This is a genomic window from Pseudoalteromonas gelatinilytica (genome assembly GCF_001641615.1).
Taxonomy (GTDB): domain Bacteria; phylum Pseudomonadota; class Gammaproteobacteria; order Enterobacterales; family Alteromonadaceae; genus Pseudoalteromonas; species Pseudoalteromonas gelatinilytica.
The window spans coordinates 512,515-528,978 of sequence record NZ_LRRU01000022.1 but is presented as its reverse complement, the minus strand read 5'-3'; the positions used below and the strand labels follow the sequence as shown (position 1 = coordinate 528,978).

The following is a 16,464-nucleotide window of genomic DNA, read 5'->3' as shown; positions in this document are numbered from 1 at the left end:
GCACCAAAAAGTTTACTTTTTCTTGTTTTATGAACAAAAAACACACAAATAAGCGTTTAAACCGAGCTTATCGATCATTCATCGCAATAAACAGTCAAAAAAATGTTAATTTTTCTAAAAAAGCTGTATCTGACGGTCACTTAGCGGCGCAATCTTAGTACCTAAATTAACAACAATCATTTCAGCTATTGGCAATAATTGCTTATTAACATAAATGCCATAATCGTAATTATGTTGCCCGTTGTAGTACTCAGCGCCAGTAGCGGTGTAAACATATTCAATTATCTGACCGCGTTGAAAGGTAAGATGGGGATTATCAGCTAAATGTTGTTTCGCTGCTTTTACATGGGGAGGGATATTTTTTTGATAATCAGTTAAATGCTGACCTAAGCGTTTTCGGTAAACTAACATGGCGTCGAATTCACCCGCATAGAGTTTTTTAACATATTTATCAAAGGTTTGAATTATTAATTCTTGGCTATAATTTTCGCCGAATAAAATCTCAAATAATTCTGTTTGAAACTTATGGGCAAGTTCAGTCCAATCACTTCGAACAGTTTCCATACCTTTGAAGACCAATTCTGAAGTGCCATTTTTTTCGACTTTTCCTACATAGCGCTTTTTTGAACCCATTGTTTTGCCTCTAATTGTGGGCATAAAAAATGGGCTGTAGTGGGTTTCGTACTCAATTTCTAAGAAACTGTCTATTTTATAGTCTTGCTGCAAAACGAGCTGCCAGCGTTTGTTAATTTTTCCTGCCAGTTTCGTACCGATTTCATTACAGTTTAGTGAGTTTAGATCATCATCAAGCTTCACAAACGTCGAATCAGTATCACCATAAATGACTTCATAACCCCACTCTTCTATCCATTTTTTCGTTGTTTGCATGATTTCATGGCCACGAAGGGTAATAGAACTCGACAATCGAGGGTCATAGAAGCGGCAGCCTTTTGAACCAAGTACACCATATAAACTATTCATAATAATTTTGATCGCTTGCGATAACATAGGGTTGTTATCGTCTTTTGCAATTTGTCTCGTTGCAGCAAGCTCTCTTATCAATTCAGGAAGGTGATGTTCAGTTCGTGAGAACAGCGCCTGATTAAATCCCTCTATCGCACTCTGTGGTTTTTTTAACCCTTCAATAAGGCCAAGTGGGTCGATACAAAATGTGCGCATTATTGATGGATACAGACTTTTATAATCAAGCACCAAGATATTTTTATACAGACCAGGTTGCGATGACATGACATAACCACCTGGACTGTCAAAACTTAACCCATGATCGCCTAAATTAGGGGCGACAAAGCCACTTCTATGTAAGAGCGGCAAATAAAGGTTAGTAAAGGCCGCTACTGAGCCACCCATTCTTTCTAACTCAAGTCCGGTGAGTTGGCTTCTTACAACGGCAAAATCGAGTAACTTTAATTTCTCAAAAATCTGCAGAACTAAAATACAGTCTTGTCTGTTGTAATTAGCAAGAGACAGTTTGTCTTCATTAAACTGGCGAATAATTTCTTCTAGGCGATTATCTGTGCTGATCAGCTTTTCTTCGCCAAGCTCAATACTTGCTACATTAGCAAGGCTAAAACTGTCGTAATGATAAGTGGCGTTTTTTAGTGTATCAATACCATCAACAACTACGCGACCAGGTATTGTTATGCGGGTGATATTTCCTTCCCGTACACGTAGCTTTTCTTTATTGCGTCCGAGCTTTAACGAAAGGCCAAGTGCCTCAGCTCTTGCGTGAAGGACACGAAAGTCAAACTCAATCACGTTCCAGCCAATCAATACGTCAGGGTCAATTCGCTGGATCTCAGTCTCAAATTGAGAAAGCAGGTCTATTTCATCTTCACACCAGTTAATTTGATAATCTAGATCTGGGGTAGGCTCTGGGCGCCCTATCATTAACACTTTGTCTATGCCGTCTCCGACTAAGCCAATAGAAAATAGTACGCCTTCCCCATTACACTCAATATCAATAGAAATATGTTTAAAATAAGGCCTAAATTCATTGTTTGGTTTTAATTTTGCGTTTGTTAACAATCTATAGCCACGGCGAGTTTGAACTTCCCCTTTAACCCAAACTGATCCTTTAATGAAACGTTCCATCAAAAATCTGTCAATTGGCCTGACATCATCTTCAAACAGCAATATGTGTGAACTTTTTAAAATCTTAATGGCACGGTAGTAGTCTTTTAATGATTTGAAATAACAACAGATCACCGATTGATTTTGGAAGTTTCTTAACTTTGCATCGGCAAAACGAACATGAATGTTTTGACTTTTTAATAACCGCGTTGCTGCAGACACTTGATTTTCAGGAATGAAGAAAACCACTTCTTGATGCTCAACATGCACTTTTAAAGGGCCATGCTCACACCAAAGCCAAAACACGAAACTAACCCCTGATGAGCTATCAAACGCTTCTTTAGAAAGGATAAAACCTGTATCTGTAACCATTTACTTCAAATATCTATCACGGAAGGGGTATAGTACACCCTAACAACATAAAATTATAAGAGCCAATTATGAGCCCTATTGATGCGATTAATACCGCAAAAACACTCGTTGCTACAGAACCAGATAAAGCCAAGGCAATGTTGCTAGAAATACTTAATCAACATCCTGAATACCATGATGGCTGGGCCTTACTCGCTGATATTCACAAACGACTTCAAGAGCATGAACAACAGCAAAGTGCATTAAAACAGTATGAAATGATCTATTGGTTTAATAAACAACTAGAAACTGCGAAACAACAGTTAAACAATCAAAACCCTCAGCAAGCACAGCAAATCATCCAGCAATTATTACAATTAGTACCTAATGAATATAGAGCACTTGAAACGCTAGCTGACATTGCCTTTAAAGTAGGTGATAGTAAAGCGCACTTGGCAATATCAAAGCATAACCTTGAAAACAACTCGCAAAAACAAGCTGTTATAGAAAACTACTGTCAAGCCTTACTGACTACCAAACAATTTAATGAGCTAATCTCTTTTTACCGCTCGTCGATTCCTTCACCGACATTATATATAGAGAGCTTATTAGCGATCGCTCATGTAAAATTGATGCAGTTTGATCAAGCCTCAGCCATCTATAACAAGTTACTCGATGCAAATTATTACCCAGCCCAATGCCACCTTCGCATTGGCAACATAGAAAAAATAAAAGGTAATACTGAGCTTGCAATTAATCACTATAAACAATCGCTGCAACTAGATAATAAACTAGGTGAGGCTTATTGGAATTTGGCAAACTTAAAGACATACGTTTTTGACAACGAAGATATCAGTAACCTAGAGCAGCTCACACAAGCTGCTAAACCACACCTAAATAGTGCCCAATTCTACTTTTCGCTTGCAAAAGCGTATGAGCAACAAGGAAACTTCAGCTTATCATTTGCAATGTTAGATAAAGCAAACCGTATACAAAAGTCATTAACGCCATACAAGCCTAGCGATTTCTACTCTCGCTGCAAAAAACACCTAACGGAAAAACCAGTTGCTAACAATAACTCTGATGACTCTGTACAACTGATTTTTATCGTCAGCTTACCGCGTAGTGGCTCTACCTTAGTTGAGCAAATTTTAGCAAGTCACCCTGATGTTGATGCAAGTTATGAACTAACTGAAATTAATGCAATTGCGCGCGAGCTCGAGAGTAAAAAGCGCTCAGCTATGCCTTATGGGCTTGATGAACTTTCTGATAAGGATAAAGCACATTATGCCGCAAGATACATGAACTTTATTGCCCCGTTACGCGGAGAAAATAAGCTATTTATCGATAAACAACCCACAAACTTCCATCATATTGCATTGATAAAAACCCTATTCCCGAACGCTAAAATACTCGAAGTTACGCGAGATAAAGCCGCAACAGCATGGAGTTTATACAAACACTCTTTTTCAGAGGGACATGCTTATAGCTACGATTTCACATCCCTTGCACAATACATAAATGATTATACAGACTTAATGTCACACTGGGACACGCTCTATGCTGGCGAAATTTATACAGTCGATTATCAAAACTTGGTTAATGATTTTTCCAATACGGTGGCTGAATTACTACGTCATTGCAATTTAGAGATGCATGAAAACTGTATTAATTTTTATAATCACCAACGTCCAATAATGACGCCAAGTTCTGAACAAGTAAGGCAACCGATTTACAAAGATGCTCTAACTCAGTGGTCAAACTATAAAGTTCACCTCGAGCCCCTGTTAAAGCTTCTAAAATAATAATCGAACAAGTCGCTTGTAGTTGCCCAGTTAAATCTCTAAAATTCATTACTGTAATTATATACATACTTTAGGTTTTCTGGGCATGCTTTCTGACTCTTTAAAAAAAACAATTCGGCAAATTCATAAGCATGTTGCTGATAACCTCACCGATTACCGCCCTCGAAGCAGCCAGAACTATTTAGTTGCCGAAATTGCAAAAACGCTGGCTGGCGAATATCACAAGAGCCAACGAATTTGTGTTATTGAAGCAGGCACCGGCACCGGCAAGTCGCTGGCGTATTGTCTAGGGGCATTGCCTTTGGCGATGGCCAAGAAAAAGAAATTAGTGATTTCGACGGCAACCGTTGCCCTTCAAGAGCAGTTAATTAGTAAGGAGCTGCCTTTTTTTAAAGAGCACTCTGGCCTCGACATTAAGTTTGATTTAGTGAAAGGTCGACAGCGTTATATCTGCGCACAAAAACTCAGTGCTGCTGTAAATGGCGACAGTCAAACGCAAATGGAGTTTATGCCGACCCTATCATCGCCGCTTTCAGATATGGAAACCAAATGCTTAAAGCAACTTTATGATGCTTATTCAAAAAAGCAATGGCAAGGCGACCGCGATAGCTGGGCTGATACTATTCCTGATAAAGTGTGGAATTTAATTGCCTGTGATAAGCACTCATGCCAACGACAAATGCGCGCTCATCAGCTCTGCCCTTTTCATATGGCGCGTCAGCGTCTGATGCAAATGGATGTGCTAGTGATCAACCATTCTCTATTACTGGCTGATCTTGATTTGGGTGGCGGTAAAATTCTACCTGAACCTGACGATACGATTTATGTAATCGATGAAGCGCACCATTTAGCGCACATCACCCGCGATTTTTCTTCTGCTGCAGCAACCATTAAAGGCACCATAGATTGGCTCGACAAGCTGGTTAAATTTGCTGGTAAAATGGCTAATGTGCTCGTAGGTCAAAAAGCGATTGGGCAAAATTTTAAGCTCAGTGACAGTATCAATGATGCTGGTAAAAACTTAAAAGTGGTGCGTGATATTCTTGATAACGCAGACTTTAATTATAACAGTGATGACACCTATCGTTTTGAACATGGTGAAATCCCTGCTTCTTTACATGCCAAAGCAAAAGATATTAGCGATGCCACCCTTGATGCCCTAAGAGCACTCAACAAGATGCATGACACCTTAGTTCAAGACGTAAGTGATGGCGATATAAAACCTTATGTGGCTGATCCAATCTTGGCTGAAAGTGGTCAGTACATTAATCGCTTAGAGTTATTGAACAAGCTGTGGTTTAGCTACGCCACAAAAGGCGAAGGTATTCCCCATGCGCGATGGATAAAACGCTTGGAATATAAGAACCATCACGACCATTTACTCAGTGATTGCCCTATTGAAGTTGGCTATTACCTAAAAGATAAATTATGGAATCAATGTGCGGGTGCCGTACTTTGTTCAGCCACCTTAACTGCATTGGGTTCATTTGATCACTTTGCCTATGAATGCGGTCTTGCCAAAGAAGAAGGCGTAAAATACATAAAAGTCCCTTCTCCGTTTGATTACCCAAAACAAGCGACGTTGCATATTCCTGCAAGTCATATTGAGCCGACCGATAAAGCGTTTAGCGACCACTTGGCTGAGCAATTACCTAAGTTCCTTGATGATAAAAAAGCTAATTTAGTGTTGTTTGCCTCTTATTGGCAAATGGATCATGTTGTTAAAGCGCTGCGTAGCAAAGGAATTGAGATCTTAGTGCAAGGTGAAATGTCTCGTGAAACACTGTTGAAAAAACATAAAGCCAATGTAGATTTAGGCCGTGCTAGCTATTTATTTGGCACTCAAAGTTTATCTGAAGGTCTTGATTTACCAGGTAAGTACTTAGAAAACCTGGTAATAACAAAAATTCCATTTGCGGTGCCTACCTCACCAATAGAAGAAGCTCAGGCTGAGTTTGTGCAAAGTAAAGGTGGCAACCCGTTTCTTTCGATAACCGTACCTGATGCGGCAAAGAAATTAGTACAAAGCTGTGGTAGACTGCTGCGCAAAGAAAATGATCAGGGTCGCATTACTATCCTTGATCGCCGACTAGTGACCAAGCGATATGGCAAAGCCATGCTCGATACCTTGCCACCTTTTAAAAGACAAATTGATTATTAATGTTTGAATTAGCTTTAGACCCAACAACCTGGGCACTATTATGCGCAGTCGCACTAGCAGCGGGCTTTATCGATGCAATTGCAGGCGGTGGTGGCATGTTAACAGTACCCGCGCTATTAACCGCAGGCTTACCGCCCCACCTCACCTTAGGGACCAATAAACTTGCAGCAAGTTTTGGTTCATTGACGGCCAGCGTAACGTATTTTCGTAAAAAGTTGTTCAACCCACGGTTTTGGGCTGCTTCCATTGTTGCAACAGCCATTGGTGCACTCATAGGTACTTTAGTGGTTGATTACTTAAGTATTGAATTTTTAAATAAATTACTACCGGTGGTGATTATTTTAGTCGCTTGTTACAGTTTATTTGGCAGTTTAAGCACAATTGAGCATAACGAGTTACCTGAGCTTGATGGTAAAACTAAAGTTAAACAATGGCTGCAAGGTCTCGGACTTGGTTTTTTTGATGGCTTAGCAGGCCCAGGTACTGGTACCTTTTGGACCGCATCAAATAGCCTATTATATAAAATGAGCTTATTGCTTAACTGTGGCCTTGCCCGTTCAATGAATTTTGTTTCAAACTTTATTTCATTGATCACCTTCGTCGCGCTTGGTCATGTGAACTTTTTACTGGGCATCACAATGGGCTTTTTCTTAATGCTAGGTGCATGGTTAGGTGCACATTCAGCAATTAAGTTTGGTGGTAAAATGATCCGCCCAGTGTTTAACACTGTGGTTATAGTGTTAGCATTAAAGTTAATCTATGAGGCTTATTTATAAATGCAATCAACTGCTTTTGATAAACTACGGTCACAAATTGAACGGCTAAAACAATTAGCCATGCAATTTGATAAAGGTAATTTATTTGCGAAAAATCGCTACATGCAAGCCCAACCAAGTTTGTTTGATAAAGCCGTGTTTAGCACAAAAAGTATGAAGCTGGCCGACTATGTAACCGAAATTGAAGATGAGCTTAACAGCCTGCCGCCAGCTGAGCATCGCCATGCCTATCAATATGCGCTTGAGCGCATTACCCTTCAGGTAGAGGCGGTGTTTAATGTGATCAAATCAACCCCGGTTTGGGCTAAAGAAAATAAATACAGCTTTAAACCAAAAGTAAAGCCACAGGTTTATAAGCAAGCCGTGCAAAAAATCATGCAGTCATCTCATGAATTGTATGACGAACTCAAGCAAAACCATGAGTTTGAACGCCGCTTAGTTTTGATGATCGAAGAGCGAAAGCTTAAGCTCGACGCAGCAAATTCACAACAAGCAACTGAAATTAATAAAGAAATATTAGCTTTACATGCAAGACTTGGTCGTTGTCGTAAAGCCATTTCTGCCACTGAAGACAAAATTCAACAGGTCGAGAAACAGCAGCTGAGATAATGTTTTACTATCATCCAAGTTATTCAGCGTTAGCTTTACCAAAGCGTCACCGCTTTCCCATTGATAAATATCGCTTGTTAAAACAGCTTGTCAGCAACTTTATTGATGATCAGCACTTCATTACCCCACAACAAGCCACTAAAGCGCAGCTTACTCTGTGCCATAACCCCGACTATGTCGACGCTTTTTTAACTGGCAGTCTTGATAGCAAAGCAATTAAAAAAATGGGCTTTCCTTGGTCCACTCAATTGGTTGAACGAACACTTTACTCTGTTGGCGCGAGTATTCAAGGCGCTGAGTTTGCTTTGCAACAGGGTGCGGCTTTTAATCTAAGTGGTGGTTATCATCATGCTTTTACAAGCTATGGTAGTGGTTTTTGTATATTCAATGACTTGGCGATAGCCGCAGCACACTTAATTGATACAGAGCAAGCCGACACCGTATTAATCTTTGACTGTGACGTTCACCAAGGTGATGGCACAGCCGAAGTTACACAAGTACATCCCCAGATCATTAGCTGCTCTATTCATTGTCAGCAAAACTTCACGCGAATTAAACAGCAATCAAACTACGATTTTGCTTTAGAGCATGGCACTACAGATACTGAATACCTTGAAACAGTAAAACAAGCTTTAGCCCTAACAATTAGACTCCACCAGCCAGACATCATTTTGTATAACGCTGGCGCAGACATCGCTTCGGATGACGAATTAGGACACTTTCAAGTGACTTTAGAAGGCGTGTACCAGCGTGACCATTTTGTATTAAGCCAAGCAAAGCAAGCAGAAATCCCAGTGTTTGCAGCCATGGGCGGTGGCTATCAACGAAATGTAAGCCGTTTGGTTGATGTTCATGGTCAGCTTTTTAGGGCGGCTGTCGATTTATTTTAAAGCTTGGTATACACTAAAAGTGACTGTTTAATTAGGCTTATTTTGTATGAAAATGCATGACGACATTCACAACTACTATGAAAAATTAGTTGTCGAAGACATCACTAAACGCAACTTAGAATCGACTTACAGTGATGATATTATGGCAGATTTATGCTGCACCGTATTAAACCAACTGCCTGCCCGTTACATCCGTTACGATGTCGATATGGAATTTTATTTACCGCAAACAGAACGTATTAGAATGGAGCAACAAGTGCAAACGGCCATCGATGTAGCGATCAGCCAAGTTGCTAAGAAAAAGGAACTGCAAAAATGAGTAATGAGTTAGATAGCGCGCCTAACTACATCAAGATTGCTGTTGATCTCATTATGCTCTTAGAACAAAACGACGTACCTGCCGAAGACGTATTAGCCGCTCTAGAAATCGTTAAATCTGACTTTGAAAAGAAACTTCCCCAATCAACTGATTAATAGTCCGAAAATGGCGAGTATTGGGGCATAAATTTGTTATGCTCAGGTTTTATAATTTAAGAATGTAAAACCATGTCATTGCCAAGTTTATTACGCTTATTCATCCTTGCTGCTATTTGGGGCGCTTCCTTCTTATTTATGCGCATGGCAGCGAATAGCTTAGGCCCTGCAGTATTAATTGAGTTAAGAGTCGGCTTTGCAGCAATAACACTGTTTATTTTTGCGCTGTACTTACGCAAGAAACTGGCTTTCACGACCCACAAAAAGCATTTTTTCATTATTGGCGCGCTTAATTCCGCCATTCCCTTTTTATTGTTTGCCTTTGCAGCACAAACAATTAATGCATCTACCTTATCCATATTAAACTCAACAACCCCAATTTGGGGCGCCATCGTAGGTATTATATGGACTAAAACGAAGCCCACTAAAAGTATGTTGCTTGGCTTACTGTTAGGTTTAACGGGCGTGGCCATTTTGGTAGGACAAAATAGCCTGACTATCGACAGCCAAGCCATCACTGCCATTGTTGCAGCACTGTGTGCTTCACTTAGCTATGCCATCGCATCTCATTACACCAAACATGCACCAAAGTTATCAGCTTTTGATAATGCCCATGGCAGTATGTGGGCGGCGAGTATTATGGTACTGCCGCTTATTTTTGTTATTCCTGCCAGAGAAATGCCAAGTAACGAGGTTATGCTTGGGGTACTCGCACTCGGTGTACTGTGTACAGCGATAGCGTATATCTTGTTCTTTCGTTTGATTGATGACATTGGCCCAACCTCAGCGCTGACTGTTACTTTTTTGATTCCACTTTTTGGCATAGTATGGGGTAATCTAATTTTAGATGAGCAAATTGGTCCCAATACCTTGGTTGGCGCACTCTGTGTTATCGCAGGTACCATGCTCGTTACAGGCTTTATTCGTATCAAGCCGTTTCTAAAACGAAACACCTTGTAACAGAATGCAAATTGCATTTTTAAATACAATCTATACTCTATTATACCAATTCGCTTAATTAAGTAGTCTATTTTGAGGCAATAAAACCTCGTTGATAACAAGGCAAAAATTTCGTTATTTAGTTGTTCTAAATGAGAAATTTTTAACGCAGTTAACGACAGGTTTAATCCCTCAAAATGATTAAGTATTATAGTGAATTGGTATTGGGTACTAAAAATGGAAGGAGAAGTGTATGTCAGGTACTACCATGGTGGTGTTAATCGTGCTGATATCAGTTGGCTCTGGGGTAATTTATGATATGTATAAAAAACACCTTGAGTTTAAATCACGGACTTTAAAAAATTCAAAAGAAGCAAACGAGCATGTAGCCGAAGTAACAAAAGAGCTACAAGAGCTAAGAGAACGTGTGCAAACCCTCGAAGCCATTGTTACTGACTCTAGCTACAACGTAAAACAAGAGATTAATAAACTTTAATTAAGTTAACTCTAATTAAGACAATATTGCCCTGTATTGTTCAAGCACAGGCTGATAATAATCGGCGTCTTGATTTAACATGCGTTGGTAATGAGCACATAACTGCTTTAAATACGTTTGGTGCTCTTTACTTGTCAGCTGCCACATTTGCTGCCCGACTCGCGTGATCGGCTGCGAAGATGACGCACTCATGGCAATGATTTCATAAAAGCGTTTGTTTTCACACACCAACTGCTCAGAGATGAGCCCCAATGGCAGTGTTTGTAAATAGCTGCGAACTTGATAACTGTGATGCACCGGGCAAACAATAAAGTCGATATGCGTATTTGGCTGTTGACTGACAATCTTCGCTAAGAACTGCACTAACAACTCTCCGCCCACCCCAGCAATAATAACTAGGTGGCGTTTTTGTGGGTCTGGTGTAATCATTGCCACATCTTGGCAATGTACCTGCCAACGACCGCGTTGCTCACTTGTAGCAAAACGTTCGAGTTTATCACTTAGTGCCTGCATCAACTCAGGCACAATATCGACAAAATGTATAAGCGGTGCTTTATCTTGCTGTAAAAGCTCAATCCCTAACAAACCGTGATCGCAGCAACAATCCCAGATCTCATCATAATCTGAATCAACCACATCAACGATGGCTGAAAGCCGTTTACTCAGTGCCATTAGTTTGCTGTTTTATAAACTAACGCTTTTAAGCTGCGATCACTGTCTACCTCAACAAAGCCATCAGTAGGAGCTAGTCGCTCAACAAAACTAATTGCACCTTGTGTATGCTCGGTAATGAGATCTTTAAACGCCTGCTCTGAAAGCTCAGGGCTATTGGCACACAGTAATAACTGGGTGTTTTCATTCAACAGCTCAGGTAAACGACGTAGAATTTTTTGATAATCCTTAGTCAATATAAAGCTGCCCTTTTGGAAGCTAGGTGGATCAACGATGATCAATTCATAGGGCGCTGATTTTTTTAGTTTACCAAATGATTTTAAAATATCGTGCGGGAAATAACTCACACCTTGCTCAAAACCATTTAGCTGATGATTTTGTTTACCCGTGCGCAGCACACCTTTATTCATATCCATATTAATAACTTGGTCTGCCCCACCCTGCATTGCTGCAACAGAGAAGCCACATGTATATGAAAATAGGTTGAGCACTTTTGCATTTTTACTATTGGCTTGAACAAACTCACGGCCACGGCGCATATCAGGGAAAATCCCGGTATTTTGGCGACTCAATAAATCGACTTTAAACTTAATGCCATTTTCACTCACTAAATGCTCTTGCGGCAATTCACCAAACATAAGGGTATTACGGGTATTAATACCGCTGCGTTGCTGGTAAACCAATGCACTCACAAGCTCTGGGGCATTCTCTTGTGCCCATTGCCACAGGGTATCCGTTAACTGTGCAAGTATCTGATCATCTATTTCTTCGTACGAAACTAAAAAGAGTGCTGGCGGATAAAAGTCTACGTTAATGTGACTCAGCTCAGCCACTGAGTGGCCACGGCCATGAAATACACGACATAGTTCATTTGCAGCAAGAGGAGCCTCTGATAAGGCATTTAAAATGGCAGAATAATCGTTTGTCATCATCTTTAATTAATTAACTGTTGTTGTAATTCGTGAATTTCATCACGCACAGACGCCGCTTTTTCAAATTCAAGATCGCTGGCATAGGCATGCATTTTCGCTTCAAGGGCTTTGATTTGGCTGGCAATATCTTTTGCACTGAGCACTTTCTTAGACTCTTTACGCACCACTTTAAGGTTGTCTTTAGGACTTGCTTCTTCGCCGACATCCATAATGTCGGTGATGCTTTTCACCAGTGCTTGTGGCTCTATACCATGTTCAAGGTTATAAGCTTGTTGTTTTTCACGGCGGCGGTCTGTTTCATCAATGGCTTGTCGCATTGAATTAGTGATGCGGTCGCCATACAGAATTGCTTTACCATTTAAGTGACGAGCGGCACGTCCTATTGTTTGTATAAGCGAACGAGTCGAACGTAAGAAACCTTCTTTATCGGCATCAAGTATCGCCACCAGTGACACTTCTGGCATGTCGAGACCTTCTCGCAATAAGTTAATGCCCACTAACACATCAAACACACCAGCACGTAAATCACGGATAATTTCAACCCGTTCAACAGTGTCGATGTCTGAGTGCAAATAGCGCACTTTTACGTCATGGTCGTTGAGATAGTCGGTTAAATCCTCGGCCATACGCTTAGTTAAAGTGGTCACAAGTACCCGCTCGTTCACTTCAACTCGTTTATAGATCTCAGAAAGTAAGTCATCAACTTGGCTGCCCACAGGGCGCACTTCGATTTCTGGGTCAATAAGCCCGGTTGGACGAATGACCTGCTCTGCAACCTCACCTGATGAGCGCTCAAGCTCAAAGTCACCTGGCGTTGCCGACACATAAATAGTTTGCGGTGCGATGGCTTCAAATTCTTCAAAGCGTAATGGGCGGTTATCTAATGCCGATGGCAAACGAAAGCCATACTCAACAAGGTTTTCTTTACGGCTTCTATCGCCTTTATACATGGCACCAATTTGCGACACAGTAACGTGTGATTCATCAATAATCATCAATGCATCATCGGGTAAGTAATCAAGCAATGTCGGCGGCGGATCGCCCGGTGTTCTACCCGATAAGTAACGCGAGTAGTTTTCGATGCCTGAGCAATAACCAAGTTCGGTCATCATTTCAATATCGTATTGGGTGCGCTGAGCAATACGTTGCTCTTCTACAAGCTTGTTGGCACTGAGTAACTGAGCTCGGCGGTCTTTAAGCTCATCTTTAATTTTATCAATGGCATCGAGAATTTTTTCACGGGGTGTTACATAGTGCGTTTTCGGATAAATGGTCGCGCGTACAATGTGCTTTTCAACAGCCCCTGTAAGCGGGTCAAAAATACTTAAGCGCTCAATTTCATCGTCGAACATCTCGACACGAACTGCGTAAGTATCCGATTCAGCAGGAAATATATCGACCACTTCGCCACGTACACGGTAAGTACCGCGGCTAAATTCAATATCGTTGCGTGTATATTGCAGCTCAGCAAGACGACGCAGCATATCGCGCTGATTAACGGTTTCACCCACTTTCAGCAATAGCATCATCTTCATATATGAGTCAGGGTCGCCCAAACCATAAATAGCAGACACCGATGCCACAATAATGGTATCACGTCGTTCAAGTAGCGCTTTGGTGGCACTTAAACGCATTTGCTCAATGTGTTCATTGATAGAGGCGTCTTTTTCAATGAAGGTGTCGCTGGCTACAACATAAGCTTCTGGCTGATAATAATCGTAATAAGATACAAAATACTCAACCGCATTATGAGGAAAAAATTCCTTCATCTCACCATAAAGCTGTGCAGCGAGCGTTTTGTTGTGTGCCATGATAATGGTTGGTCGATTCAAATCATTAATGATATTTGCCATGGTGAAGGTTTTACCCGTCCCCGTAGCCCCTAATAATGTTTGATGCGCAAGGCCGGCCTCTAACCCTTCTTTTAACTGTGCAATGGCCGTTGGCTGGTCGCCATTTGGCTGAAATTTTGAAACCAGTTGGAAATGGTCGCTCATGAATGGCACTCCTTCATATATGACTCGCTTAATCCATCAACTTCTTTAATAAACCACTTATAAGCCAAGGTTGCAGTAAATAAGTTACCAATCGCAGCGCCAATAAATAAACCATTCAAGCCTGCAAATTCACTGCCTATATAGGCAAAAGGAACATAAAAAATAAACAGGCGTACCACACTTAAAATCAGTGCATTCATTGGTTTATGCAGGGCATTAAATGAAGAATTAGATAAAATAATCACCCCTTGTAAGCCATAGCTTAGCGGTAAGATATAGATGAACAACTTAATCACATCCATTACCGCTTGCTCTTTACCAAACACATCAGCAATAAAGCCTGAGGCTAATAGCAACACTATATAAATAGCGAACTGCCAAATCATCACAAATTTCAGGGTTTTTGTGTAGGCTTCTTTCACTCGTTCAAACTTACCTGCCCCAAAGTTTTGACTCACAAATGGCGGTAAGGTCATTGATAACGCAAGCACCACAAGGCTTGCGATAGATTCAATGCGACTACCTACACCAAACGCCGCAACCGCTTCAGGACCATGTTTAGCCACTAATGCTGTCATGACCGCCATGGCAATAGGTGTCAGCATATTTGCACCAGCCGCAGGCAAACCAATTTTAAGAATTTTACGAATCGAACTAAGCGGTGTTTGCATACCAGAATGCAGGCTTAATAAGCCATTTTTTACCGCAAGAATGTATAAAATAATAACCACCGCAACTGACCATGCAATAACACTGGCAATCGCAGCACCTTGAATACCTAGGGCAGGAATAGGCCCAAATCCAAAAATAAGCATAGGGTCTAAGATGGCATTAATGAGCCCCGCTCCCCCCATGACAATACTCGGTGTTTTGGTATCACCACTGGCTCTGAGCACTGAGTTGCCAACCATAGGGGTAATTAAAAATACACTCCCTAAGAACCACACACTCATATAGTCGTGGATAAGCGGCAAGACTTGTTCACCTGCACCTAATAACTTAAAGATTGGCTCTATTAATAGATAGCCCACCACAGAAAGACTAAACACCATCACCACCGACACCAGTAACGACATGCTAGCATCAAAGCGTGCTTCATCTAATTTATCGCTACCGAGAGCTCTGGCTATCACGGCTGAAGTGCCTATCCCTAAGCCGATTGCAAGGCTAATTACAGTAAAGGTTACAGGAAAGGTAAAACTGACAGCAGCAAGAGGTTCGGTGCCTAATAAACTAATGAAGAAGGTATCAACCAAATTAAACATCATCAGAGTGATCATTCCGAAGATCATAGGAATGGTCATTTTTTTCAAGGTTGGCAGAATGGGTGAGTTTAAAAGATCAGGTTTAGTTTTGCTCTGCGGTTTCACGCTCATGGGAATACTTTGCCTCTTTTTCTGAACCTGTAAGTTTAAAGCATCCTTCCCTTGCAAGCTATGCTTTATTAACAGAATCAAAATTCATACACAAAACTATTACTTTTGACGCTTTGACATAAAAATAACGGCCAACCCCTATAAAAAACAATATAAAAACAAGTTTAATAGCTTTGTTACAATTAAAAGGCAGCTATCGCTGTTTTTTTACACAATAAATAGCGCCATTTCATCGTCACGAATAAATTTACTCATCAATTCAGCAAGGCTTCAGATAAAAACAATAACCCTTTGATTTTTAATTAATTAAAAAAAATGAATTAAATACTTGAAATTGCTGTAGCCCTCGAAAATCCTAGCACCATAGCTGTTCTTAAAGTTTAATAAACAGAGTTATCCACAGAAACCGTGGATAACTCTCTAGAAGCCGCAAATATAAAGGCTTTTAAGGCGGGTGTTTATCACTTAATACAAAGAATACCAAAGCCTGTTGTTTTAACCCTTTTATAAGTTTCTCGAAAAGAACGCGCAAAAATTGTTCTACCGCTATGCAAAGTTAACTATGACAAGAAAAGATTAGAACGGCTTAGGATACTAACCCATTGATATAAATTATTAAAAATAAAATTCCAGCAATGCCGTGAAGGGTATATTTCACTTTTCCTAAAAAATTACACGGACTTTTGCATGCCCAATAAAGTCAATTGTTCGAAAAAAACGGCGACTGTTGATCCCTAATAAAAAGAATTAGATTTGATTTTGACGATGAGAAAAAAACATTGCATTAATAGTAATTTCCTCGATTTGGTAAAGAATATCTATGCAAAGAAACTTTTTTATATTTTTAAAAAACGTACCGCTGCTCAAAAAGCATGCAAAAAAGCCAAGCTTTCGA

Annotated in this window: 14 protein-coding genes; 9 read left to right on the top strand and 5 right to left on the bottom strand. The window is 40.5% G+C overall.

The genetic code is table 11. The annotated features are described in order from the left end of the window. Window positions 1-114 precede the first annotated feature (114 nt). Window positions 115-2,463, bottom strand: coding sequence for a DNA polymerase II (locus NH153_RS19785; RefSeq protein WP_063707077.1), 2,349 nt, complete (start codon window positions 2,461-2,463; stop codon window positions 115-117). Window positions 2,464-2,531: 68 nt separating this feature from the next. Here NH153_RS19785 and NH153_RS19780 point away from each other — a divergent pair, with 68 nt between their 5' ends. The 9 genes from NH153_RS19780 (at window position 2,532) to NH153_RS19745 (ending at window position 10,592) form a co-directional block, all read left to right on the top strand. Continuing rightward, window positions 2,532-4,247, top strand: coding sequence for a tetratricopeptide repeat-containing sulfotransferase family protein (locus tag NH153_RS19780; RefSeq protein WP_063707075.1), 1,716 nt, complete (start codon window positions 2,532-2,534; stop codon window positions 4,245-4,247). An 85-nt stretch (window positions 4,248-4,332) separates the two neighbouring features. Next, entirely contained in the window at window positions 4,333-6,408 is a 2,076-nt protein-coding gene (dinG, locus tag NH153_RS19775) for an ATP-dependent DNA helicase DinG (protein ID WP_063707072.1), read from the top strand. Beyond that, complete coding sequence (locus NH153_RS19770; RefSeq protein ID WP_063707070.1) at window positions 6,408-7,184, top strand: TSUP family transporter; 777 nt, start codon at window positions 6,408-6,410, stop codon at window positions 7,182-7,184. The genes dinG and NH153_RS19770 overlap by 1 nt, the downstream gene beginning before the upstream one ends. Beyond that, window positions 7,185-7,793, top strand: coding sequence for a primosomal replication protein (locus NH153_RS19765; protein WP_063707067.1), 609 nt, complete (start codon window positions 7,185-7,187; stop codon window positions 7,791-7,793). Next, window positions 7,790-8,683 (top strand): histone deacetylase family protein, encoded by an 894-nt coding sequence (locus NH153_RS19760; protein WP_205630238.1) that lies wholly within the window; start codon window positions 7,790-7,792, stop codon window positions 8,681-8,683. Before NH153_RS19765 ends, NH153_RS19760 begins: the two co-directional genes overlap by 4 nt. A gap of 46 nt (window positions 8,684-8,729) precedes the next feature. Then, window positions 8,730-9,002: a late competence development ComFB family protein gene (locus tag NH153_RS19755; RefSeq protein WP_063707060.1), complete on the top strand. Its 273-nt coding sequence runs from the start codon at window positions 8,730-8,732 to the stop codon at window positions 9,000-9,002. Then, the gene (locus NH153_RS21685; RefSeq protein WP_082874113.1) at window positions 8,999-9,157 is read left to right on the top strand and encodes a YbaM family protein; all 159 of its coding nucleotides are present in this window, start codon (window positions 8,999-9,001) and stop codon (window positions 9,155-9,157) included. The genes NH153_RS19755 and NH153_RS21685 overlap by 4 nt, the downstream gene beginning before the upstream one ends. Before the next feature lie 72 nt (window positions 9,158-9,229). After that, a complete protein-coding gene (locus NH153_RS19750; RefSeq protein WP_063707058.1) occupies window positions 9,230-10,117 on the top strand; it encodes a DMT family transporter in 888 nt (295 codons plus the stop codon). A 232-nt stretch (window positions 10,118-10,349) separates the two neighbouring features. Continuing rightward, window positions 10,350-10,592, top strand: a complete 243-nt coding sequence (locus NH153_RS19745; protein WP_058583760.1) for a hypothetical protein — start codon at window positions 10,350-10,352, stop codon at window positions 10,590-10,592. A gap of 15 nt (window positions 10,593-10,607) precedes the next feature. On the opposite strand, the gene NH153_RS19740 is transcribed toward NH153_RS19745, so the two are convergent. From NH153_RS19740 to NH153_RS19725, 4 genes are read right to left on the bottom strand one after another with little or no spacing between them, the layout of a single operon-like run. Next, window positions 10,608-11,264, bottom strand: coding sequence for a tRNA (adenine(22)-N(1))-methyltransferase (locus tag NH153_RS19740; protein WP_063707056.1), 657 nt, complete (start codon window positions 11,262-11,264; stop codon window positions 10,608-10,610). After that, a complete protein-coding gene (locus NH153_RS19735; protein ID WP_063707221.1) occupies window positions 11,264-12,193 on the bottom strand; it encodes a class I SAM-dependent methyltransferase in 930 nt (309 codons plus the stop codon). Before NH153_RS19735 ends, NH153_RS19740 begins: the two co-directional genes overlap by 1 nt. Window positions 12,194-12,198: 5 nt before the next feature. Continuing rightward, complete coding sequence (gene uvrB, locus NH153_RS19730) at window positions 12,199-14,193, bottom strand: excinuclease ABC subunit UvrB (RefSeq protein WP_063707054.1); 1,995 nt, start codon at window positions 14,191-14,193, stop codon at window positions 12,199-12,201. Further along, the gene (locus tag NH153_RS19725; protein WP_063707052.1) at window positions 14,190-15,569 is read right to left on the bottom strand and encodes an MATE family efflux transporter; all 1,380 of its coding nucleotides are present in this window, start codon (window positions 15,567-15,569) and stop codon (window positions 14,190-14,192) included. The genes uvrB and NH153_RS19725 overlap by 4 nt, the downstream gene beginning before the upstream one ends. Window positions 15,570-16,464 lie beyond the last annotated feature (895 nt).

Coding starts and splice junctions, on each gene's coding strand:
- NH153_RS19785 (WP_063707077.1), bottom strand. CDS start 2,463: ATGGTTACAGATACAGGTTTTATCCTTTCTAAAGAAGCGTTTGATAGC.
- NH153_RS19780 (WP_063707075.1), top strand. CDS start 2,532: ATGAGCCCTATTGATGCGATTAATACCGCAAAAACACTCGTTGCTACA.
- dinG (WP_063707072.1), top strand. CDS start 4,333: ATGCTTTCTGACTCTTTAAAAAAAACAATTCGGCAAATTCATAAGCAT.
- NH153_RS19770 (WP_063707070.1), top strand. CDS start 6,408: ATGTTTGAATTAGCTTTAGACCCAACAACCTGGGCACTATTATGCGCA.
- NH153_RS19765 (WP_063707067.1), top strand. CDS start 7,185: ATGCAATCAACTGCTTTTGATAAACTACGGTCACAAATTGAACGGCTA.
- NH153_RS19755 (WP_063707060.1), top strand. CDS start 8,730: ATGAAAATGCATGACGACATTCACAACTACTATGAAAAATTAGTTGTC.
- NH153_RS21685 (WP_082874113.1), top strand. CDS start 8,999: ATGAGTAATGAGTTAGATAGCGCGCCTAACTACATCAAGATTGCTGTT.
- NH153_RS19750 (WP_063707058.1), top strand. CDS start 9,230: ATGTCATTGCCAAGTTTATTACGCTTATTCATCCTTGCTGCTATTTGG.
- NH153_RS19745 (WP_058583760.1), top strand. CDS start 10,350: ATGTCAGGTACTACCATGGTGGTGTTAATCGTGCTGATATCAGTTGGC.
- NH153_RS19740 (WP_063707056.1), bottom strand. CDS start 11,264: ATGGCACTGAGTAAACGGCTTTCAGCCATCGTTGATGTGGTTGATTCA.
- NH153_RS19735 (WP_063707221.1), bottom strand. CDS start 12,193: ATGACAAACGATTATTCTGCCATTTTAAATGCCTTATCAGAGGCTCCT.
- uvrB (WP_063707054.1), bottom strand. CDS start 14,193: ATGAGCGACCATTTCCAACTGGTTTCAAAATTTCAGCCAAATGGCGAC.
- NH153_RS19725 (WP_063707052.1), bottom strand. CDS start 15,569: ATGAGCGTGAAACCGCAGAGCAAAACTAAACCTGATCTTTTAAACTCA.